This window comes from Isoptericola sp. GX10416 (assembly GCF_056590155.1).
Map to the genome: position 1 here is coordinate 350,382 of NZ_JBWPVO010000001.1, position 19,536 is coordinate 369,917.

Here is a 19,536-nt window from a genome sequence, read left to right on the forward strand (position 1 = left end):
TCAGGTGGCGTCGGTGCGCCCGGCTCGCTCGTGGGCACCGCGGACGACGACCCAGGTCAGCCACAGCACGAGGCCCCACAGCGGCACGCCCAGCACCAGGTGCATCGTGCCGAGCCAGCCGACGTCGCCGGTCAGGTACAGCGGGACCTTGACGGCCAGGCGGACGGCGAAGAGCCCCACCCAGAACCAGCTCGCCACGGTGTAGCGGCGTACCAGTGCCGGGTCCGACCGCCAGTCGGCCAGCGCCGCGAAAGGGCTCCGCTCGGGCTCGTCGTCCGACGTCGCCTCCTCCGTGACGGGTTCGTCCCGGCGTGCCGCGTCGGAGAACCCGGCCCGGATCGCCTCGACGAACAGTCCCACCAACGGCCACCGCACCAGGATCGACACGACGAAGGCTACGAGGTAGGCGGCGTTGGTCCACAGGCCCCAGACGTAGAAGTCCTGCGCCTCTCCGGAACGCCAGGCCCAGAAGACGCCGACGGCGATGCCGAGCACGCCACCGAGAGCCTGGGTGACCGGCGTGCGCTGCACGAGCCGCGCGACGACGGCCACCAGGGCGGCCGCGGCCGAAGCGACCAGGGACGGCGTCAGGTCCTCGGTGATCACGAAGACCACCACGAAGACGAGACCGGGGAGCACCGACTCGATGACGCCGCGCACGCCGCCGACCGCCTCGCCGAACGAGAACGAGTCGGCCGTCAGGGAGCGCATCCCGCGTGCCGGTGGGGTCTGGGGGCTGTGGTCGTCCACGTGCTCCTCGTCCGTCGAGCTCATTCGCCGGCCCGTGCACGCAGCTCGTACCGGGGGTTGTACATCGTCCGCCGGCCCTCGCGGACCGTCACCATGCCCTCGACGCGCAGGCGTCTGCCGGGCTGGATGCCCGCGATCTCCCGCCGACCGAGCCACACGAGGTGCAGCGTGCCCGTGCCGTCGTACAGCTCCGCCTCGACGGTGGGCACGTTCTCCCGCGGGCGCAGCACCACCGAGCGCAGGACGCCGGCCGCCGAGGAGCGCTCGCGCGGGTTGAGGTCGTCGAGCGGCCGACAGCCCGTCACCAGCGCCGCGGCGGTGCGCTCCTCGTCGGCGACGACGTCATCCGTCGACGCGAGAGCGGCGCGGACCATGCTGCGCAGCGACATCTCGGGCCTCAGCGGATCTCGGTGATCTCCGGCCCACGCGTCAGCGGGTCGAAGGAGGGAGTCTGCGGCGTCGCGTCCGTCGGCCCGTCGGCGCCCGTTGCGTCCGCACCGTCCTTGCGCGCCTGCTCGGGCAGGGTCAGCGTCAGCAGGTCGCGCGGCGGACGCGGGTTGGCGTCACGCACCACGACGATGTTCGCGAACACCGACTCCAGCGGCTTGGCCGCCTCCGCGTCGACGGCGGCCCGGCCGGAGAGCACACCGCGCAGGAACCAGCGCGGACCGTCGTGACCGATGAACCGCGCCGGCCGGACAGCGGGCTTGCCCTCGGGCGTCTTCGCGGGGATGCGGGCCATCAGCTCACGGCCGAAGGTGCCGGGGACGTCGTCGACCGTGCCGCCCTGCTTGGTCAGCGAGGCTCCGATCTCCTCACGCACCTCGTCCCAGATGCCGCCCGTCTTGGGTGCGGCGAACGCCTGGACCTGGAGCACCGAACCCTGCAGGGAGGCGGCCACACCCGTGACCTTCTGCGACTTCTTGTCGACCTCCATCCGCAGCTGCAGACCGGGTAGGACAGGGAGCCAGACGGCACCAAGATCGACGCGCGGCCCCATGGCCGTCACCTGCGAGGAGTCGAACGGCCCACGCTCGGACGGGGCCGTGGGCTCCGTGCCCGTGGGCGCTCCGTCCGGGGCCGGGCTCACCTCGCCCGTGGTCGCGGACTCCGTCGCCTTCGTCGACGCCTTGCGCCGGAACAGACCCACCAGGGATCTCCTTGTCTCGTCGGATCCGACGGCGCAACGCCGCCCTGTACTCCAGGTTAGACCGCCGGTGGCACCGGCCGGGAACCCGCTGGTCAGGCCTGCGAGACCCCACCGCTCGAGCCGAACCCGCCGGAGCCGCGGTGCGACCCGGGCAGACGCTCCGCCACCAGGAACCGCGCGTGCTCGACCCGCTGGATCACCAGCTGGGCGACCCGGTCCCCGCGGCGCAGCCGGACCGTCTCGTGCGGGTCGGTATTGGCCAGGACGACCTTGATCTCACCCCGGTAGCCCGCATCGACCGTGCCGGGCGCGTTGACCACCGTGATGCCGTGCCTGGCGGCCAGTCCCGAACGCGGGTGGACGAACGCGGCATAGCCCTCGGGCAGCGCGATCGCCACGCCCGTCGGCACGATCTCGCGCTGCAGCGGACCGAGCTCGACGTCCCTGGTGGTCACCAGGTCCGCCCCGGCGTCGCCCGGATGGGAGTACGCCGGTACGAGGGCGTCGTCGTCCAGCAACGTGACGAGCACGTCGAGCGTGCTGGGGTCGGTCACCGTGGGGCTCGCGTTCTCAGGCACCCGCGCAGCCTAACGGACACCCGAGGCCTGCGATGATGGTCCCATGAACGACATGCCCACCCGAGCCTCGGACACGTCGGGACCGGCCCAGGGAGCCGCGTTCCACGAGCGACTCGTCCCCGGACCGGGTGCGTGGGTCGCCGCACTCGGGCTCGGTGTCATCGTGGCCGTGGTGGTCCTTCCGCTCGCCCCGGTCGTCGCGCCGGTCGCCGGTCTCCTCGTGGCCGCGGGCGTCGGCGTGACCCTCGTCGTGACCGCCCCGGTCGTCGAGGTCGTCGGCGGTGAGCTGCGAGCCGGTGACGCGCACGTGCCCGTCGACCTGGTCGGCACCGTGACCCCCGTGTTCAGTGCCGAGGAGATGCGGGTGCAGCTCGGCCCCGAGCTCGACGCGCGCGCCTACGTGTGCCTGCGGAGCTGGGCCCGCACCGGTCTGCGGGTCGAGCTCGACGACCCGCAGGACCCGACGCCCTACTGGCTCGTCTCCACCCGCCGCCCGGACGACCTCGCTGCCGCGCTGACCGAGGCGGCCGGCACGGCCTGAGCCCGGGGACGACGAAGGCCGTCACGTCGAGGACATGACGGCCTGGGTGTCGGGGACTCCGCCCGCGGTCTGACGACCGTCAGGCGGCGCACTCCGTGCAGATCATCTGGCCCTTCTTCTCGTAGGCCAGCTGGCTGCGGTGATGCACGAGGAAGCAGCTCGAGCACGTGAACTCGTCGGCCTGGCGGGGCAGGACGCGCACCGCGAGCTCTTCACCGGACAGGTCGGCGCCCGGAAGCTCGAAGCCTTCCGCAGCCTCTGTCTCGTCCTCGTCGACGACACCCGACGACTTGTCGGACCGACGAGCCTGGAGCTCCTGGATGGAGTCCTGCTCGTTGTCCTCTTCGTTCTTGCGGGGTGCGTCGTAGTCGGTTGCCATCTGTGTTGTCACACTCCGTGGGTTTCGGTGGCGGTACGCGCTGCTAATGCTTGGCGGACGGGTTTTGTTCCCGCTCGGCCCCCGGATTCTGCACCATCCGCAGCGACCACGCGACATGTCGGACTGTCGTGCCGGTCACACCGGGCCTGACCAGCGCAAACAGTAAGCGTTCCGCCGAGCGAAAGCCACCCGGATTCCGACTCGCTCCGGGTCAGCCCTCGGTTCCAGATGGTCGGGCCGCCCCTGCACTCGCAAGCTCGCTCCGGGTCAGCCCTCGGTTCCAGATGGTCGGGCCGCCCCTGCACTCGCAAGCTCGCTCCGGGTCAGCCCTCGGTTCCAGATGGTCGGGCCGCCCCTGCACTCGCAAGCTCGCTCCGGGTCAGCCCTCGGCTGCGTCGGCGTCCGCGGACTCCAGCAGCTCCACCAGCTCGGCCTGCCGCGCCGGCGCACCGGCGACGGTCATCAGCTGCGTCGCCGGCGCTCCGCGCAGCCCGGTCAGCGCGCCACCGGCCTCCATGGCGACGAGACCGCCGGCAGCGACGTCCCACGGGTTGAGACCACGCTCGTAGTAGAGGTCGATCGCTCCCTCGGCGAGCAGGCACAGGTCGATCGCGGCCGAACCCAGCCGGCGGATGTCGCGCACCCGGGGCAGCACGTGCGTCAGGACCTGGGCCTGGTGCGCCCGGCGCTCGGCCGCGTAGCCGAACCCGGTGCCGACCAACGACGTCGCCAACGACTCCGCCTCGCGCACGTGGAGCTCGCGGCCATCCCGGTCGGCACCCAGCCCGTGCCCTGCCGTCCAGGTCGCCCCGTCCACGACCGAGTGCACGGCACCGGCCAGGACGGTCCACCGTGCCGGGTCCGGGTCGCCGACGACCACGGCGACCGACACCGCGTAGGAGGCCACGCCGTACAGGTAGTTCACGGTGCCGTCGATCGGGTCGATGACCCAGGTGAGCCCGCTGGTGCCCACGACGTCGTCGCCCTCCTCCCCGAGGATCCCGTCGTCCGGGCGCCGCGCGGCCAGGCGACGTCGGAGCAGCTCCTCCGACGCCCGGTCCATGTCGGTGACGGGGTCGACGTCGCTCGACTTGGTCGCGGCGACCTCGACGAGCGCGGGCCTGCCACCACGCACCATCGCCCCGGCCTCGAGAGCCAGTGAACGGGCGAGGGAGCGCAGGTCGGCGATCTCGGAGGCGGGCGGGAGGCCAGGAAGTGAGGTCACCCGTCCATCTTGCCCGACTCACGGCCCCACCGGCCGGTCCATCCACCACCGGCGTGCGGCACCACCCACCCGAGCGCCAGCGAGAGCAGCCGGAAGCCGAAGACGAGCGCCACCACGCACAGCGCGGACCACCACTGCCACCAGCCGGTCTCCCAGAGGACGACCACGGTGGCGGCACCGAGGATCGCCGGGACCGCGTAGAGCTGGCGGTCGGCGAAGATCAGCGGCACCTCCCCCACCAGCATGTCTCGCAGGACACCACCTCCGATGCCCGTCAGGACCCCGACCACGAGCGAGGCGAGCAGACCGGCCTCCAGGTCGAGCGCCTTCGCCGTGCCCTGGACGACGAACAAGGACAGGGCCGCAGCGTCCAGCACGATGACGGAGCGCCGGAGCCGCGTCAGGCCCGGGTGCAGCACGAACGTGGCCAGGCCCGCCGCGATCGCGGCGACCACGAGCTTCCAGCTGGAGATACCGACGGGCGGGGTGTCACCGATGAGCACGTCGCGCAGGATGCCGCCGCCGAGCCCGCAGACCCAGGCCAGGACCAGCACGCCGAACAGGTCGAACCGTTTGCGGACCGCGGCCAGGCCTCCGGCGACCGCCGAGACGAAGACCGCCACGACCTCCAGGACGTTGACGCCCGGCACCAATGTCTCCACGCCCGTCATCCTCGCAGTGTCCGCGCCACGGGCAACCGAGAATCCGCGGCACACCGACGCGCCTGCGCGGGACGGGCGCCGGTGGGTGGCACTCTCGAACGAGCAGGCCCGCCAAGCCGGGCGGGCGTGAGGAGGAACCATGGCCGAGCTCGAGCTCGTGACGCTGCACGAGGACGCCGAGCGCCTGGTCCTGCGTGGCCCGGACGGCGTCGAGCACACCTTGACGATCACCGAGGCGCTGCGGGCCGCCGTGCGCCGCGACCGGCCGCGCACCGAGGCGCTCCAGGCGGAGTCCGCGGCGACGCTGCGCCCGCGGGAGGTGCAGGCCAGGCTCCGGGCCGGTGCGACCGCTGAGGAGCTCGCCGCCGCGTCCGGACTACCGCTGGAGCACGTGCGGCGCTACGAGTGGCCCGTCCTCACCGAGCGGGACCACGTGATCACGCAGGTACGCAACCACCACGTCGACCCCGAGGGAAAGATCGAGCTCGGCGAGCTCGCCGACGCCCGGCTGGCGGCACGCGACGTCACGGTGGAGGACGCGGTGTGGACGGCCCGGCGCGAGGGGAACGCCCCCTGGCACGTGGAGGTCCGCTTCACCGCGGGCGAGCGCGAGCGCAGCGCACGCTGGTCCTTCGACCCGAAGGGGCGCGTGGTCGTCGCGCTGGACGACGAGGCGCGCTGGCTCGGCCAGCCGGACGACGCGATCTCCCCGGAGGTGCTGGGCGTTCCCGGCGTCGTCGACCGGCGCCGTCCCCCGCCGCCGTCGGACGCCGCCGCTGACGCCACCGCGCTCCTGCTCGACGACCTCGCAGGCCGCCGCGGGCAGCGCCCGCCGCAACGGCCGCGGCGGCCCGATCCGGGCCCGCAGGACCAGGAGCTCCCGCTCGACCTCGACCCGACGGCCCAGGCGGACGACGGTGCGAGCATCGTCGATCTCGGCGCTCGCCGGGACGCCCAGCGCGCCGCACACACCGAGGATCCCGAGCCCTCCGACGCCGAGGCCGCCGACGAGACCGACGAGCGGGACGGGCGCGAGACCGAGCCGGTGAGCGCATCCGAGACGTCGTCGTCCGACGGCGAGCCACGATCGCCCGCACCTCCACCGGAACCCGTCGCTCCCCCGCAGCCCGCTGCTCCCCGGACGTCGGCACCGTCGGCCGTGGTCGGCGAGGTGGCAGCACCTGCCAAGGCGAAGGTCGCACGGCGCACGCCGCGCAAGGGCCGTGCCCAGGTACCGAGCTGGGACGAGATCGTCTTCGGCGGCGCGCGCCCGTCGCCCTGACGCCGGGGTTCGTCAGCCCACGTCGAGCAGCGTGTCCTCGGACGGGGCGAGCCGGCGAGCGGTGTCGGCCGTCATGCGCCGCATGTGGTGACGCCGGCACAGCACCTCGTAGGCGACCTCGGCGTCCGCGCTGACGTCGCCCACGACGACCTGGTCGCCCTCGACCACCATGACGCCGTCCACGGTGCGCGCGTTGTGCGTGGCGCGTGCACCGCACCAGCACAGGGACTGCACCTGCAGCACCTCCATGCGGTCGGCGAGCTCGACGAGGCGTGCAGAACCGGGGAACAGCCGGGTCCGGAAGTCCGCGGTGATGCCGAACGCGAACACGTCCATCTCGATCTCGTCGACCAGGCGTGCGAGCTGCTCGACCTGCTGCGGCGAGTAGAACTGCGCCTCGTCGCACACGAGATAGTCGACCACGTTCCCACGCTGACGCTCGGAGACGATCGTCTGCCAGAAGTCGGTGTCCTCGGTGACCTCGCGGGCGTCCACCTCGAGGCCGAGGCGGGACGACAACCGCGCGGCGCCGGCCCGGTCGTTGCGCGTGAAGATGATGCCGTGCCGTCCTCGCGCGCGGTGGTTGTGGTCCGTCTGCAGGGCCAGCGTCGACTTGCCGCTGTCCATGGTCCCGGAGAAGAAGACGAGCTCGGCCATGTCCGAATCCTGTCAGAAGGCGTTGGTCAGGAGGAGACGAGCAGCGGGACGATCATCTCGACGGGCGTCAGCGACCCGTGGACGCCGGGCATCCGCCGCGCACCCTCAGGGTGCAGCCGGGAGTCGACGACGGTCGCACTGCCGCGGGCCGCGACGAGCACGTCGCCCACGGCGGGCAGCACGTGGTCCGCGACCGGCCCGAGCCAGCCGGCGTCGATCGCATCGTCCCGCAGCGCCACGAACGCGTCGTCGCCGAGGACGTCGGCCCACCGTGCGGCCACGGCGGCAGGATCCGCGCCGGGCGCGACGTAGACGTGCGTCGCGCGGGGCTCGCCGCCGAGGAGCACGACGTCCTGGTCGAGCGCCGGCTCGGCACCGACGTCGTGCTGCCGTGCCATGTCGGTCGCGACCTGGCCGTGGTCGGCGGTGACGAGCACCAGCGTGCCGGCCGGCACGCTGGCGGCGAGCCGGCGCAGCTCGGCGTCGGTCGCCTCCAGGGCGTCCCCCCACTGCCACGAATCGGGGCCGTGCTTGTGCCCGACGGTGTCGACGTCGGCCTGGTAGAGGTAGACGAGACCGTCGTCGCGCAGGGCGCGCAGCGTGGCGTCGACCCGGTCGGAGAACTTCTCGGCGACGACGTAGCGTGGACCGCGCAGCGCGGCCCGGGTCATCCCCGACCCGGCGAACTTGGCCGGTCCGGGCGCGACGACGCTCACCCCGGCGCCCAGCGCCTCGAAGACGGTGGGCTCGCGCTGCAGCTCTGCCGGGTCGGTGCGCAGCGGTGCGGAGGTCTTGGTCCCGGGCCGGTAGGGGTCGGACTGCTCGTTCCAGGACACCATGGTGGCCAGCCCGCCGGTGCCGGGGTTGCGCTGGGTGTAGCCGACGAGGCCGGTACGCCCCGGCGACGTCCCGGTCCCGAGCGTGGCGAGCGCGGCCGCCGTCGTCGACGGGAAGCTGGTGATCAGCGAGCGCGCGTCCGGCAGGAGCCGGCGGAGGAACGGCGCGTGCCCGCCACGCTCCACGAGGTTGTGCATGCCGAGGCCGTCCACGAGGACGACGACGACGCGGCGCGCTGCGGGCAGGCCGAACGCGGCCGCGCAGTCGATCGACCGCAGCCCGGTGCTGGTGGTCAGGTCGACACCGAGGGCTCCCGCGGCGGCGGGCAGGACGGCGGCCAGCGAGTCGCTGCCGTACGACGGCGCGACGAGGTCGTCAGGCAGCAGGACCGACGTCATCGGGCGGCGCGCCCGCCCACCCCGGTGGCGGCGGAGAGCTCGCGGGCGAACGCGGCGGCGCGGCGGACGGCGTCCCGGCCCTCGGCGGCGTCGGAGACGCGCACGACGATGTCGTCGGGCGTGATCTGCCCGGTGTACCCGTGGTCGGCGTCGCAGCTCGGGTCTGGGCACTGCGCGGGCTCCAGGTCGAGGCGGGACACCGCTCCCCAGCCGACCGCGAGCGTCAGCTCGGCGGCGCTGTCGCCGGGCCGATGGTCGGCGGGCTCGGCCACCACGTGGGTCAGCGCGACGGACCGGACCTCCCCGAGCGGCACGGCTTCGGTGGTGGCCGCGGCGGACGACGGGTTGGCAGCGTCGCCCTCGTGGTCGTCGACGTGCGCGGCGACCAGCCGCGTGGGCGTCAGCGCGAGCACGGTCAGGTGGCGACGCACCTGGCTGTCGAAGGTCGTCTCCGCCTGGACGAGGTGCGCGAGGACCGGCTCGTCGGCGATCGCGACGTCGATGACGTCGTTGACCAGGTCCGGGTAGTACCCGGCCCGGAACACGTGGGCGGTCAGGTCGTCACGAAGGTTCTTGCGAGTGGTCGCGGAAGGCACCCGCCCATCTTCCCACTTCCTCGCCCCCGGTGGCACCGGGCTGTGGACGGCGGTCCCCGAGCCCGGTCACGCCCCGCTCAGCCCGGCAGCGCGCGGCGCAGCGAGTCGGCCCGGCGACCCGCAGGACGCAGCCGCACGCTGGCGTGCAGGACCGACGCACCCTGCTCGGCCACCACCACGGGGTACAGCTCGAGCGACGCGAGCTCGGGCAGGTCGTCCGCCATGACCGACGCCCGCGCGAGGACGTCCTCGAGCGCGTCGACGTCGGCCGGTGGCGCTCCCCCGTACCCGTACAGCCGGGGCGCGGCCCGCACCGTGCTGACCAGCGCCGAGACGTCCACGTCCGTCAGCGGCGGGATGCCGTGCGCGACGTCGTCGAGCAGGTCGACGGCATCGCCCGCCAGCCCGAAGGACACCATCGGGCCGAACAGCGGGTCCTCGGCCGAGCGCACCACGCAGGCGACGCCCGGCGGAGCCATGGCCTGCACCTCGAGCTCCGGGGCCTCGCTCCCCAGCACGGCCTGCGCGACCGTCTGCAGGCGCGCGACGTCGGAGCGCAGGTCGTCCGGATCGCTGATGTCGAGCCGCACTCCCCCGAGGTCGTTGCGGTGCCGCAGCGCCGGCGAGGCGCTCTTGAGCGCGACCGGCCAGCCGAGCTCGTCCGCGGCCGCGACGGCCTCGTCGGCCGTGCGGACGGGCACCGAGCGCCAGAGCCGGATGCCGTAGCAGTCCAGCAGCTCGGCCGCCTCGGTCGCGTCGAGGTCACGGGCGTCGGACTCCGCGGCCCAACGCTCGACGAGCCGGCGCGCGCGGCGCGCGTCCACGCCGTCGGGCATCACGTAGTGGCCGCGCTCCTCGGCGCGCGATCCGGCGTGCTCGACGACCTTGCCGAGCGCCACGACGGCGTCCTCCGGGGTGGAGAACGCCGGGATCCGGACGATGCGGCCGTCCGGCGCCTCGGCGGCGAGCTCGTCCGGCATGCCGTGCAGCCCGAGCATGGAGGCCACCGTGGTACGGCCCGTGCGGGCGGCCGCTTCCGCCACCGCACGGGCGATCGCCCCGGTGCGAGGCTGGACCACAGGCACGTCCACGACGACGACGGCGTCGCAGGCGCCGGGCGCGTAGAGCGCGTCGACGGTCTGGGCGATCTGCTCCTCGCGGGCATGGGGACGCAGGAAGTCGCTCGAGGCGGCCACCGTCAGACCGGCCGACGCCGCGGCCTCCGCGACGAGGGCCGCGAGCGCCGCCGACGACGCGAGGATCCCGACCCGACCCCCGGCGGGCAGCGGCTGGTGGGCCAGCACCTGGGCGATGTCCATGAGCTGGTGGGTGTTGGCCGCCTGGATGACGCCGGACTGGCGCAGCAGCTCGTCGAGCAGCCGCCGGGGCGCGTGCGTGGCGCGAACCGCGTGCCCGGGCGGGACCACCTGGCCGGACCGGCCTGCCGTGGCGACCACCACCGGCTTGACGGCGGACAGCCGCCGCGCGATCCGCGAGAACTTGCGCGGGTTGCCGATGGACTCCAGGTACAGGCACACGACCTCGGTGGCGTCGTCGTCCTGCCAGAACTGCATGAGGTCGTTGCCGGAGACGTCGGCTCGGTGCCCCGCCGAGACGAGGGAGGAGACGCCGAGGCCGCGCCGTTCGAGCGTGGCCGTCAGCGTGACGGCGGCTGCGGCGGACTGGCAGAACAGGCCGACGACGCCGGGTCGGGGCGGGCGCAGCGCGAGGCTCGCCCGCAGCGCGCCGCTCGGCGTGGTGGTCAGCACCCCGTAGGAGACGGGGCCGACGACGCGCATCCCGGCGGCGTGTGCGGTGCGCAGCAGCTCGCGGCGTCGCTCCAGACCCTCGGAGCCGACCTCGGCGTAGCCGCCCGAGAGGACGACGACGCCGCGCGCGCCGGTGAGGGCGAGCCGGCGCACCGTCTCGACGGCGACGTCCGGCGTGACGGCCAGCAGCGCCAGGTCCACCGGCCCGACGGCGTCCCACCCGGTCGCGTGCTCCACGCCCTCGGGCACGTCGCCCGGCGGGTCGAGGACGACGAGCTCGGTGCCACCGGGGTCGTTCTGGTGCGCGTCCAGCACGCGCTGGGCGAGCAGCGCCTCCGGCGTGCCGTCGTCGTGCGCCTGCCCCTCCGAGCCCGGCCCGACCAGCAGGACGCGGCGCGCGGAGAGCAGCCCCGCCATGGAACGCGCCTCGGCGCGGTGCTCGCGATCCGCCATGACGGCGCGGGAGCGTTCGGTGGGGTCGAGGTCGATGCCCACCGTCACGATGCCGTCGTCCAGGTGCTGGCTGATCTCGAAGCCCGCGTCGCGGAAGACACCCAGCATCGAGGCGTTCTGCGGCAGCACCTCGGCGGTGAAGCGGCGCACGCCCCGCTCCCGGGCGGCCGCCGCCACGTGCTCCAGGAGCACCGAGGCGAGGCCCTTGCCCTGCACGGAGTCGGCGATGTTGAACGCGACCTCCGCCTCGCCGTCGGCGATGACGTCGAAGCGGGCGACGCCGAGGATGTCCTCCCGCTGCGAGCCGTCCTCGTCGTGGCCGGGACGGACCGCCACCAGCGCGGCACGGTCGTGGTGGTCGAGGGTGACCAGACGGCGCAGCTCACGATCGGTCAGGCGCGCGATCGGGGCGAAGAACCGGAAGTAGGTGGAACGCTCCGACTGGCCCGTGTGGAACCGCTGCAGCGCGTCGGCGTCCTCGGGACAGATCGGGCGCACGTGCATCGTGGTCCCGTCGCGGAGCACGACGTCGGCCTCCCACTCGACCGGGTAGGAGGCTGGGCGCTGATCGTCCATCCGAGCAGGCTATCCGGTAGACCCCGCGAGGGGGTAGCATCGCGGGTATGAAGGTGAGTGTGAGCATCAGGGAGCAGGATCTCCGCTACCTGGACACCTACGCCGAGCGCGAAGGGCTCCCGTCACGCTCGGCCACCATCCACGCCGCGATCAAGGCGCTGCAGGTCCACGACCTGGAGGCCGAGTACGCGGAAGCGATCGAGGAATGGGCGGACTCCGACGACGCGGACGCGTGGGACGGGACCGTCGGCGACGGACTGGACGGCGATGCGACGCGGTGAGATCTGGTTCGCCGACCTCGACCCGTCGCGAGGCTCCGAGTCCAACAAGATCCGGCCCGTCGCCATCGTGTCCAACGACGCGCACAACAGGGTGGCGCAACGCCTCGGCCGCGGCGTCCTCACGGTCGTTCCGTTGACCAGCAGCCCTCGCCGAGTGCTGACGTTCCAGGTGTTGGTCGACCAGGAGTCGTCCGGGTTGCCGCGGGAGTCCAAGGCGCAGGCCGAGCAAGTCCGCGCGCTGGACGTGTCCCGACTGGTCGAGCGGGCGGGTCGCCTCACCCGCGAGCAGCTCGCGGCTGTCGATGACGCGCTGAGACTGCACCTCGACCTGAGTTGAAGCGGCCGACACCCCGCCGATCCTGGAACGCCACCGCGTCACGCCGAAGGCCATCATCAGCACCATCGCGCCCTCGCGGGCCGACTCCGTCACCCCGCGACCCATCGCCGCCCTCTGGTCGACGTCGATCATCTCCCGCGAGATCCGCTGCCAGTCCGCGTAGTCCACGGTCTCGATCGGGTGATGGCGGCGTGTGCTGGGCGCGATCGTCGCGTTGTCGACGAGGACGTCGACTCCCCCGAGCGCCTCGGTCGCCGCCGTGACGATGCTCTCGGCGCCCTCCGGCCGCTACCTTCCGCAGTTTCGCCACGATGCTCCTCGGGCAAGTGAACCATCTTGGGAACGGCACCCACTTCGAGCGGGTCGACCCCGGGGCGTTGCCGTTCGCAGGCATCGAGGGCGGCTCCGGCCCGCCTGCACCGCCCTCCCGCGCGGTGGCGCTACGCTTCCCTCGAACGTCCGTACGGGGCCGTGCGCCGCCGTCGGGCACCACGCCGCAGCGAGAACGACCCAGGGAGCCGCACCGCATGGCGCGCAAGAAGGCCGCAGCCGTCGCCGACGAGCCGTTCGACGAGAAGATCGTCGACATCGACGTCGCCGCAGAGATGGAGACGTCGTTCCTCGAGTACGCGTACTCCGTCATCTACTCGCGTGCGCTCCCGGACGCGCGGGACGGGCTCAAGCCCGTGCACCGCCGCATCCTGTACATGATGTCCGACATGGGGCTGCGCCCCGACCGGGCGTACGTGAAGTCGTCCCGCGTGGTCGGCGAGGTGATGGGTAAGCTCCACCCGCACGGCGACGCCGCGATCTACGACGCGCTCGTGCGTCTCGCCCAGGACTTCTCCATGCGCCTTCCCCTGGTGGACGGTCACGGAAACTTCGGCTCGCTCGACGACGGCCCTGCCGCCCCTCGTTACACCGAGGCCCGCCTCGCTCCTCCGTCGATGGCGATGACGGCCGGGCTGGACGAAGACGTCGTCGACTTCGTCCCGAACTACGACAACAAGCTCACCCAGCCCGAGGTGCTGCCCTCGGCCGTGCCGAACCTCCTCGTCAACGGGGCGTCCGGCATCGCGGTGGGCATGGCCACGAACATGCCGCCGCACAACCTCGTCGAGGTCGTCGCCGCCGGTCAGCACCTGCTGGCCAACCCGGAGGCGACCCTCGAGGACGTCATGCGCTACATCCCGGGGCCGGACCTGCCCACGGGCGGCAAGATCGTCGGGCTCGACGGCGTCCGGGACGCCTACCGCACCGGCCGCGGCTCGTTCCGCACCCGCTCGACGGCGCGCATCGAGAACGTCACGCCACGCCGCAAGGGCATCGTCGTCACCGAGCTGCCGTACACGGTGGGTCCGGAGAAGGTGATCGAGAAGATCGCCGACGGCGTCAAGAACAAGAAGATCCAGGGCGTCACCAACGTCCAGGACCTCACCGACCGCTCCCACGGCATGCGGCTGGTCATCGAGGTCAAGACCGGGTTCGACCCGGAGGCCGTGCTCGAACAGCTCTACCGGACGACGCCGCTCGAGGACTCGTTCGGGATCAACAACGTCTCGCTCGTGGACGGGCAGCCACGCACCCTCGGGCTGCTCGACCTGCTCCGGGTGTGGGTCGACCACCGCGTCGACGTGGTGCGGCGTCGCTCCACGTTCCGGCTGGGCAAGCGCAAGGACCGCCTGCACCTCGTGGAAGGCCTGCTGGTCGCGATCCTCGACATCGACGAGGTCATCCAGGTCATCCGCACCTCGGACGACGCCGCCACGGCCCGCGAGCGCCTGCAGTCCGTGTTCGACCTGTCCGAGCCGCAGGCCTCCTACATCCTCGACCTGCAGCTGCGCCGTCTGACCAAGTTCTCCCGCATCGAGCTCGAGACCGAGAAGTCCGAGCTCGAGAAGGAGATCGCCGCGCTGGAGGAGATCCTCGGCGACGAGGCGAAGCTCCACGCCGTCGTCTCGGACGAGATGGGCGACGTCGCCGCCACCTACGGCACGCCCCGCCGGACGGTGCTGCTCGACTCCGCCGGTGGCACGGCGTCGTCGGCTGCCGGCACACCGGCCGCACGTGGGCGCAAGGCTCCCGCGATCGACCTGGAGATCAAGGACGCGCCCACCCGCGTGCTGCTGTCCGCGACGGGCCTGCTGGCACGCACCTCGGGTGAGGGCGCGGAGGCCCCGGTCGAGCGTGCCGGACGGCGGCACGCGCACGACGCGCTGCTCGGTGACGTCGCCGCCACGACCCGTTCCGAGGTCGGGCTGGTGACCACCGCCGGACGGCTGCACAAGGTCTCGGTGATGGAGCTGCCGTCGCTGCCCGCCACCGACGGTCCGCCGTCACTGTCCGGCGGGGTCCCCGTGCGCGAGATGGTCACGCTGGACCCGGGCGAGGAGGCGCTGGCCGTGGTCTCCCTGGCCGAGGACGCCCCGACGCTGGCCGTGGGGACCCGCCAGGGTGTGGTCAAGCGGATCGCGCCAGGCGACAAGCCCCGCAACGGTGACGTCTGGGACGTGATCTCGCTCAAGGACGGCGACGCCGTGGTCGGTGCCGCACCCGCGGCGGACGATGACGAGGTGGTGTTCGTCTCCTCGGACGCGAGCCTGCTGCACTTCGACGCCTCGGCCGTCCGGCCGCAGGGACGGTCCGCGGCCGGCATGGCGGGCATCCGGCTGGCGGCCGGGCAGCGGGTCGTGTTCTTCGGGGTCGCCCGGGCCGCCACGCGCGACCTGCACGCCGTGGTGACCATCGCCGGTGCCGCCGACGCGCTGTCGGGCACCGGTGCCGCCTCCGCCAAGGTCACCCCGTACGAGCTCTACCCCGGCAAGGGCCGCGCTACCGGCGGGGTGCGTGCGCACCGGTTCCTGAAGGGCGAGGACTCCCTCGTGCTGGCGTGGGTCGGCGAAGGGCCGGCACGGGCGGTCGGCTCCGGCGGTCAGCCCGCCGAGCTGCCCGAGGAGAGCCCGCGCCGCGACGGCTCGGGGACGCCCCTGGCCAGCCCTGTCGCAGCGATCGGCTGATCACCCCCCCCACCCGCCGTGGCGAGGATCAGACGGAGACGACGGCGAGCGTGTCGAGCTCGGTCAGCGGCGCGAAGTCGTCGTCCTGCGCGACAACGGGCAGCTCGTTCGCGAGCGCGATGGAGGCTATCCAGAGGTCGTTGACGTTGATCCTGCGTCCGGCCTCGGCGAGCCGGACACGGAGACGAGCCCAGTGCGACGCAGCAGTCGCGTCCACAGGGAGGAGCTCGAGGTGGGCGATCGAGTCCAGTGTCGCGAGCCGCCGGGCGCGGGTCTCGGAGTCCTTGGCTGCCAGCACGCCGGCCTGAAGTTCTGCACGAGTGATGACCGAGACGAACGACTCGTCGGGGAGCGCCGCGCTGTCGAGCGTCCTGCCGGACTCGGACGCGATGAAGACACTCGTGTCGAGCAGACCCCGAGGACTTGGTGCCATCACCGGATGGGCCCGAGCTCGTCGCCGGTGCTGTCCGCGAGCGCAGCCAGATCCTCGCGCAGGCCCGCATCTGCTTGGACGGCGCCCAAGATCTTCTGGAGCTCAGCACGTCGAAGCGAGCGGGCGCGTGTCGACGTGACGGGACCGATCTCCGCGACCGGCGCTCCGTGCTGGGTCACCGTGACGTGGTCGCCTGCGGCGACGCGCCGCAGCACCTCGGCTGTGTGGTTCCGTAGGTCGCGACTGGCGATGGTCGACATGTGCGCAAGTGTAGCGGCCAGCGCACACCCGCGTACTGGACCGCCCGGCCGTCAGCGAGAGACTGCCGCGGCGATGGTCTCGCCGAGCTCGCTCGGTCGGGTGAACATCGGCCAGTGACCGGTCGGCAGGTCGACGATCTCGTAGTCCTTCAGTGTCTTGAGCTCGCGCACGAACGGGTGGTCGCGCGCCATCAGGTCGCGCAGAACCTCCCCCGGGAGCAGGCACGCGATCACCGTGGCCGGGACCGCACGCCGGACCTCTGCATCACCGATCAGGTGGTGCGGTTCACGCGCGGTAGCCGCGGGTTGTGGGACGGACCTCTGCCGGAACCTGGCCAGCTGGTCGTCGGTCAGCCCGGTGGGCTCCCCGTCCTCGAACTCGTCCCACGCCGGCAGTGGCTGGTCGACGACTTCGTCCGGCAGCTCCGAGTTCACCGCTTGACCGTCCGCGAACGGACCGCTGTCGACGTAGACGACGCGCTCCACGCGGTCGGGGCGCTGGTCAGCCGCGGCATAGACCAGGCCGCCGCCGGCGGAGTGCCCCACCAGCACGACCGGACCATCTGCGGCGTCGATCGCCCCGACCACCGCGTCGACGTGGTCACTCAGTGTGACACCCGACCGGTCCGCATCGACCGACTCGAGACCGGGAAGCGTCACCGGGCGTGGCGCGTGGCCCGCGCGGGTGAGTACCGGCGCCACCTCGTCCCACGCAGCGCCGTCGAGCCAGAACCCGGGAACGAGGATGATGTCCATGCCCGGAAACTAGAACGTGGCACCGACACCCCGGGGCTCGATGCCCCGTCCGGCTCAGCCTGAGACGGCCGCCGTGATCGCCTCACCCAGCTCGCCGGGTCGGGTGAACATCGGCCAGTGACCGGTCGACAGGTCGACGATCTCGTAGTCCTGCAACGCCGCCAGCTCTGCGGTGTACGGGGATCCCGCGCCGATGAAGTGGCGATACATGGAGCTCGGGCTGTCGAACCCCTCGAACGCCTCGCAGGCGATGACCGTCGTCGGCACCTCGTAGCGCCGATCGTCGCTCAAGGTCACCGGATCGGACGCCACCCGGACCGGTGTCGGGATCGCGACGGCCCGGAACCGCGCCCGCAGGTCCTCGTCGAGGTCCACCAGGTCGGGTTCGTCGAAGACCGACCAGTCGGGCAAGGGGATCTCGTGGCCCACCACGGGCAGCGCGTCGTTGATGACGCTGCCGTGCCCCATCGGCACGGAGTCGACGTAGACGTTGCGGGCGATGCGTCCCGGACGGCGGTCAGCGGCCGCATGGATGACCGCTCCCCCGCCGGAGTGCCCCACCAGGACCACCTGGGCGTCGTCGTCCAGGGCGTCGACCGCCGCGACGACGGCGTCGACATGGTCCTCCAGGCCGATGCCGGACCGGTCGTCGTCCACCGAGCCCATACCGGGCAGCGTGAGCGGGTGGACGGTGTGCCCCGCGGCCACGAGCGGCGGGGTGACGGCGTCCCAGGCGGACGCGTTCAACCAGAATCCGGGTACCAGGATGATGTCCATGCCGCCGAGCATAGGAGTGACCTCTGACACAGGGACCGGAGGCCCGCTCGACCCGTCGGCGAACCAGGGACCACGTCGCGGAACGGTCGTCGCCACGGACCACGCGGATGCTTGGATCGACCCGTGTCCGACGACGAGTTCTCCGCCGACCCCGCCCGCCTCGACCACGCCCGCGTGCACCGGCTGCTGAGCGAGCACGCCTACTGGGCAGCCGGCCGGAGCCGGGCCGCGCAGGACGCCGCGATCGCGGCGTCTCGCAACTACGGGATCTATACCGCCACGGGCGAGCAGATCGCCTACGCGCGCGCAGTGACCGACGGCGTCACCTTCGCCTGGTTGGCGGACGTGATCGTCGACCCCGCGCACCGTGGTCGCGGACTCGGCACACGGCTCGTCGACGGCGCCCTGGCCGACCTCGACACGCTCGGTCTCAAGCGGGTCCTGCTCAAGGCCGCACCCGAGGCCCGCGCGGTGTACCTCCGGGCCGGGTTCACCGGTCTGGACGAGCCAGAGACGTGGCTCCAGCGTCGCGCTCAGGTCCGCTGAAGGCACCGGCGCGAGCTGCTTGCCGATACGGAAAGTAGTTTCTAAGCTGACAGCGTGACCCGATCCACACCCGAGTCCGACGACGCCGGTCGGCTGCTTGCCGAGGCTGGACGCGTCACGCTCGACGCCCGAGACGACCGTCTCCGGCACAGCGCGGTCCTGTGGGCGGCGGGTCTTGGCATGGCCGCCATCGCACTCGTCGGGCCTCTCACTGGTGACCGATCGTGGTTCCTCGTCGCGCTCGCCGGCGCCTTCGCCCTCACCCTCGTGCTGATCGGACTGACCGCTTACCTCTCCACCACCCGGTCGACGACGATCCCTCGCGGGACGAGAACGATCACCCGCAACACGGTGGTCTTCGGCGTGCCCGTGGTCGTCCTCGGGAACCACCTGGTGGACGCCGCCGGCGGGGACACCCTGGCGCATGTGCTCCTGGTGTGCGCCGTCCTGGCGCCGTACGCCACGGGTGCCCTGCTGATCGCGTTCCGCCCAACGTCGAGGAACGACATATGACCGCACTGCGCCCCTCCCCGGACGAGGTCGCCGCATCGCTGGAACGAGCCACCCGCGCCCGTTGAGCAGGGCCCGCGACCACCGTGTCCACGGCTGGACGGTGGCGGTGCTCGCGCTGACGGTGGGAGCCCTGACGGGTGTGGTCCTCGGCACCTGGGGCACCACCTGGCAGTGGCGAGGAGCCGCGAACATCGGGGCGCAGGGCGCCTTCCTCGCCTTGCTGGTGACGACGGTGGTCTGGCGCGACCGAGCATCCCGAGCCCGGCCCCGACGCACCTCCAGGACAGCGATGGTCGGGACGGTCACCACGGGTCTGCTCGCCCTCGGCGTGACCACACCGGTCTACCTTGCCGACCTGCCGTCCCCCGCACCGTGGGTGACGATGGCGGTCGCCGTCGTCGTCGCGGCGCCAGGCCTCGTGGCCGGCGCGCTGATCGTTCGAGGAGCACGGTGAAGCACCCGCGGCACCAGCTCGAGGAGTCCTTGAACTCGCCGGTCCGGTTCAGCATCGTCGCCGCGCTCAACACCGTGGACGAGGCGGAGTTCGCGGTGGTCCGTGACGCCGTCGAGGTCTCCGACTCCGTGCTGTCCAAACACGTCGCCACCCTGGAGCGCGCCCGGCTCGTGGCGGTCCGCAAGGGATACGTCGGCAAGAGGCCGCGCACCTGGCTGCGGCTGACCAAGGACGGCCGTCGAACGTTCGCCTCGCACGTCGCCGCGCTGCGCGCGATCGCCGACGGCGCAGCCGGACCCACCTGAGCAC

The 19,536-nt window shown here is 72.6% G+C and carries 24 protein-coding genes; 9 read left to right on the forward strand and 15 right to left on the reverse strand.

Annotation, left to right across the window (positions count from 1 at the left end; genetic code table 11):
• From ACWAT2_RS01740 to dut, 4 genes are all read right to left on the reverse strand, one after another.
• Nucleotides 1-774, reverse strand: a complete 774-nt coding sequence (locus ACWAT2_RS01740) for a DUF3159 domain-containing protein (protein ID WP_402371602.1) — start codon at nt 772-774, stop codon at nt 1-3.
• Nucleotides 771-1,139, reverse strand: a complete 369-nt coding sequence (locus tag ACWAT2_RS01745) for an OB-fold nucleic acid binding domain-containing protein (protein ID WP_402371601.1) — start codon at nt 1,137-1,139, stop codon at nt 771-773. The genes ACWAT2_RS01740 and ACWAT2_RS01745 overlap by 4 nt, the downstream gene beginning before the upstream one ends.
• Before the next feature lie 8 nt (nt 1,140-1,147).
• Entirely contained in the window at nt 1,148-1,900 is a 753-nt protein-coding gene (locus tag ACWAT2_RS01750; RefSeq protein WP_402371600.1) for a DUF3710 domain-containing protein, read from the reverse strand.
• Nucleotides 1,901-1,992: 92 nt separating this feature from the next.
• Nucleotides 1,993-2,478 carry a dUTP diphosphatase gene (gene dut / locus ACWAT2_RS01755; protein ID WP_402371598.1) on the reverse strand — a complete coding sequence of 162 codons (486 nt, stop codon included), beginning with the start codon at nt 2,476-2,478 and terminating at the stop codon, nt 1,993-1,995.
• Nucleotides 2,479-2,521: 43 nt separating this feature from the next.
• Between dut and ACWAT2_RS01760 the strand changes: the two genes are divergently transcribed.
• Nucleotides 2,522-3,019 (forward strand): DUF3093 domain-containing protein, encoded by a 498-nt coding sequence (locus ACWAT2_RS01760; protein ID WP_402371596.1) that lies wholly within the window; start codon nt 2,522-2,524, stop codon nt 3,017-3,019.
• Between the two features lie 79 nt (nt 3,020-3,098).
• On the opposite strand, the gene ACWAT2_RS01765 is transcribed toward ACWAT2_RS01760, so the two are convergent.
• The 3 genes from ACWAT2_RS01765 to ACWAT2_RS01775 all read right to left on the reverse strand — a co-directional run bounded on the left by ACWAT2_RS01765 (nt 3,099) and on the right by ACWAT2_RS01775 (nt 5,294).
• Nucleotides 3,099-3,398, reverse strand: a complete 300-nt coding sequence (locus tag ACWAT2_RS01765; protein ID WP_171784121.1) for a DUF4193 domain-containing protein — start codon at nt 3,396-3,398, stop codon at nt 3,099-3,101.
• 379 nt (nt 3,399-3,777) lie between these two features.
• Nucleotides 3,778-4,623, reverse strand: coding sequence for an inositol monophosphatase family protein (locus ACWAT2_RS01770; RefSeq protein WP_402371595.1), 846 nt, complete (start codon nt 4,621-4,623; stop codon nt 3,778-3,780).
• Nucleotides 4,620-5,294, reverse strand: coding sequence for a trimeric intracellular cation channel family protein (locus ACWAT2_RS01775; protein WP_402371593.1), 675 nt, complete (start codon nt 5,292-5,294; stop codon nt 4,620-4,622). Before ACWAT2_RS01775 ends, ACWAT2_RS01770 begins: the two co-directional genes overlap by 4 nt.
• A 130-nt stretch (nt 5,295-5,424) precedes the next feature.
• Here ACWAT2_RS01775 and sepH point away from each other — a divergent pair, with 130 nt between their 5' ends.
• Nucleotides 5,425-6,567, forward strand: a complete 1,143-nt coding sequence (gene sepH / locus ACWAT2_RS01780) for a septation protein SepH (protein ID WP_402371591.1) — start codon at nt 5,425-5,427, stop codon at nt 6,565-6,567.
• Nucleotides 6,568-6,579: 12 nt separating this feature from the next.
• Here the strand turns inward: sepH and ACWAT2_RS01785 are convergent, their stop codons facing one another.
• The 4 genes from ACWAT2_RS01785 to ACWAT2_RS01800 form a co-directional block, all read right to left on the reverse strand.
• Nucleotides 6,580-7,224, reverse strand: a complete 645-nt coding sequence (locus ACWAT2_RS01785) for a thymidine kinase (RefSeq protein WP_402371590.1) — start codon at nt 7,222-7,224, stop codon at nt 6,580-6,582.
• 26 nt (nt 7,225-7,250) lie between these two features.
• Nucleotides 7,251-8,459 (reverse strand): alkaline phosphatase family protein, encoded by a 1,209-nt coding sequence (locus ACWAT2_RS01790; protein WP_402371589.1) that lies wholly within the window; start codon nt 8,457-8,459, stop codon nt 7,251-7,253.
• A complete protein-coding gene (locus ACWAT2_RS01795) occupies nt 8,456-9,055 on the reverse strand; it encodes a DUF5998 family protein (RefSeq protein WP_402371588.1) in 600 nt (199 codons plus the stop codon). Before ACWAT2_RS01795 ends, ACWAT2_RS01790 begins: the two co-directional genes overlap by 4 nt.
• A gap of 77 nt (nt 9,056-9,132) precedes the next feature.
• Nucleotides 9,133-11,853 (reverse strand): GNAT family N-acetyltransferase, encoded by a 2,721-nt coding sequence (locus ACWAT2_RS01800; protein ID WP_402371586.1) that lies wholly within the window; start codon nt 11,851-11,853, stop codon nt 9,133-9,135.
• Nucleotides 11,854-11,912: 59 nt separating this feature from the next.
• Here ACWAT2_RS01800 and ACWAT2_RS01805 point away from each other — a divergent pair, with 59 nt between their 5' ends.
• The 3 genes from ACWAT2_RS01805 (at nt 11,913) to ACWAT2_RS01815 (ending at nt 15,488) form a co-directional block, all read left to right on the forward strand.
• The gene (locus ACWAT2_RS01805; RefSeq protein ID WP_402371585.1) at nt 11,913-12,134 is read left to right on the forward strand and encodes an antitoxin; all 222 of its coding nucleotides are present in this window, start codon (nt 11,913-11,915) and stop codon (nt 12,132-12,134) included.
• Nucleotides 12,121-12,471 (forward strand): type II toxin-antitoxin system PemK/MazF family toxin, encoded by a 351-nt coding sequence (locus tag ACWAT2_RS01810; protein ID WP_402371584.1) that lies wholly within the window; start codon nt 12,121-12,123, stop codon nt 12,469-12,471. The genes ACWAT2_RS01805 and ACWAT2_RS01810 overlap by 14 nt, the downstream gene beginning before the upstream one ends.
• A 527-nt stretch (nt 12,472-12,998) precedes the next feature.
• Nucleotides 12,999-15,488: a DNA gyrase/topoisomerase IV subunit A gene (locus ACWAT2_RS01815; RefSeq protein ID WP_402371582.1), complete on the forward strand. Its 2,490-nt coding sequence runs from the start codon at nt 12,999-13,001 to the stop codon at nt 15,486-15,488.
• A gap of 28 nt (nt 15,489-15,516) precedes the next feature.
• Here ACWAT2_RS01815 and ACWAT2_RS01820 read toward each other — a convergent pair whose 3' ends face one another.
• From ACWAT2_RS01820 to ACWAT2_RS01835, 4 genes are read right to left on the reverse strand one after another with little or no spacing between them, the layout of a single operon-like run.
• Nucleotides 15,517-15,921: a type II toxin-antitoxin system VapC family toxin gene (locus ACWAT2_RS01820; protein WP_402371580.1), complete on the reverse strand. Its 405-nt coding sequence runs from the start codon at nt 15,919-15,921 to the stop codon at nt 15,517-15,519.
• Complete coding sequence (locus ACWAT2_RS01825; protein ID WP_402371578.1) at nt 15,921-16,181, reverse strand: type II toxin-antitoxin system Phd/YefM family antitoxin; 261 nt, start codon at nt 16,179-16,181, stop codon at nt 15,921-15,923. The genes ACWAT2_RS01820 and ACWAT2_RS01825 overlap by 1 nt, the downstream gene beginning before the upstream one ends.
• A gap of 51 nt (nt 16,182-16,232) precedes the next feature.
• Nucleotides 16,233-16,937, reverse strand: coding sequence for an alpha/beta fold hydrolase (locus ACWAT2_RS01830; RefSeq protein ID WP_402371576.1), 705 nt, complete (start codon nt 16,935-16,937; stop codon nt 16,233-16,235).
• 54 nt (nt 16,938-16,991) lie between these two features.
• Nucleotides 16,992-17,714, reverse strand: a complete 723-nt coding sequence (locus ACWAT2_RS01835; protein ID WP_402371574.1) for an alpha/beta fold hydrolase — start codon at nt 17,712-17,714, stop codon at nt 16,992-16,994.
• 123 nt (nt 17,715-17,837) lie between these two features.
• Here ACWAT2_RS01835 and ACWAT2_RS01840 point away from each other — a divergent pair, with 123 nt between their 5' ends.
• The 4 genes from ACWAT2_RS01840 (at nt 17,838) to ACWAT2_RS01855 (ending at nt 19,532) form a co-directional block, all read left to right on the forward strand.
• Nucleotides 17,838-18,260 (forward strand): GNAT family N-acetyltransferase, encoded by a 423-nt coding sequence (locus tag ACWAT2_RS01840; RefSeq protein ID WP_402371572.1) that lies wholly within the window; start codon nt 17,838-17,840, stop codon nt 18,258-18,260.
• Between the two features lie 54 nt (nt 18,261-18,314).
• On the forward strand, nt 18,315-18,773 hold the full coding sequence (locus ACWAT2_RS01845; RefSeq protein ID WP_402371571.1) for a hypothetical protein: 459 nt from the start codon (nt 18,315-18,317) through the stop codon (nt 18,771-18,773).
• A gap of 61 nt (nt 18,774-18,834) precedes the next feature.
• On the forward strand, nt 18,835-19,227 hold the full coding sequence (locus ACWAT2_RS01850) for a hypothetical protein (RefSeq protein ID WP_402371569.1): 393 nt from the start codon (nt 18,835-18,837) through the stop codon (nt 19,225-19,227).
• The gene (locus ACWAT2_RS01855) at nt 19,224-19,532 is read left to right on the forward strand and encodes a winged helix-turn-helix domain-containing protein (RefSeq protein ID WP_402371567.1); all 309 of its coding nucleotides are present in this window, start codon (nt 19,224-19,226) and stop codon (nt 19,530-19,532) included. The genes ACWAT2_RS01850 and ACWAT2_RS01855 overlap by 4 nt, the downstream gene beginning before the upstream one ends.
• Nucleotides 19,533-19,536 lie beyond the last annotated feature (4 nt).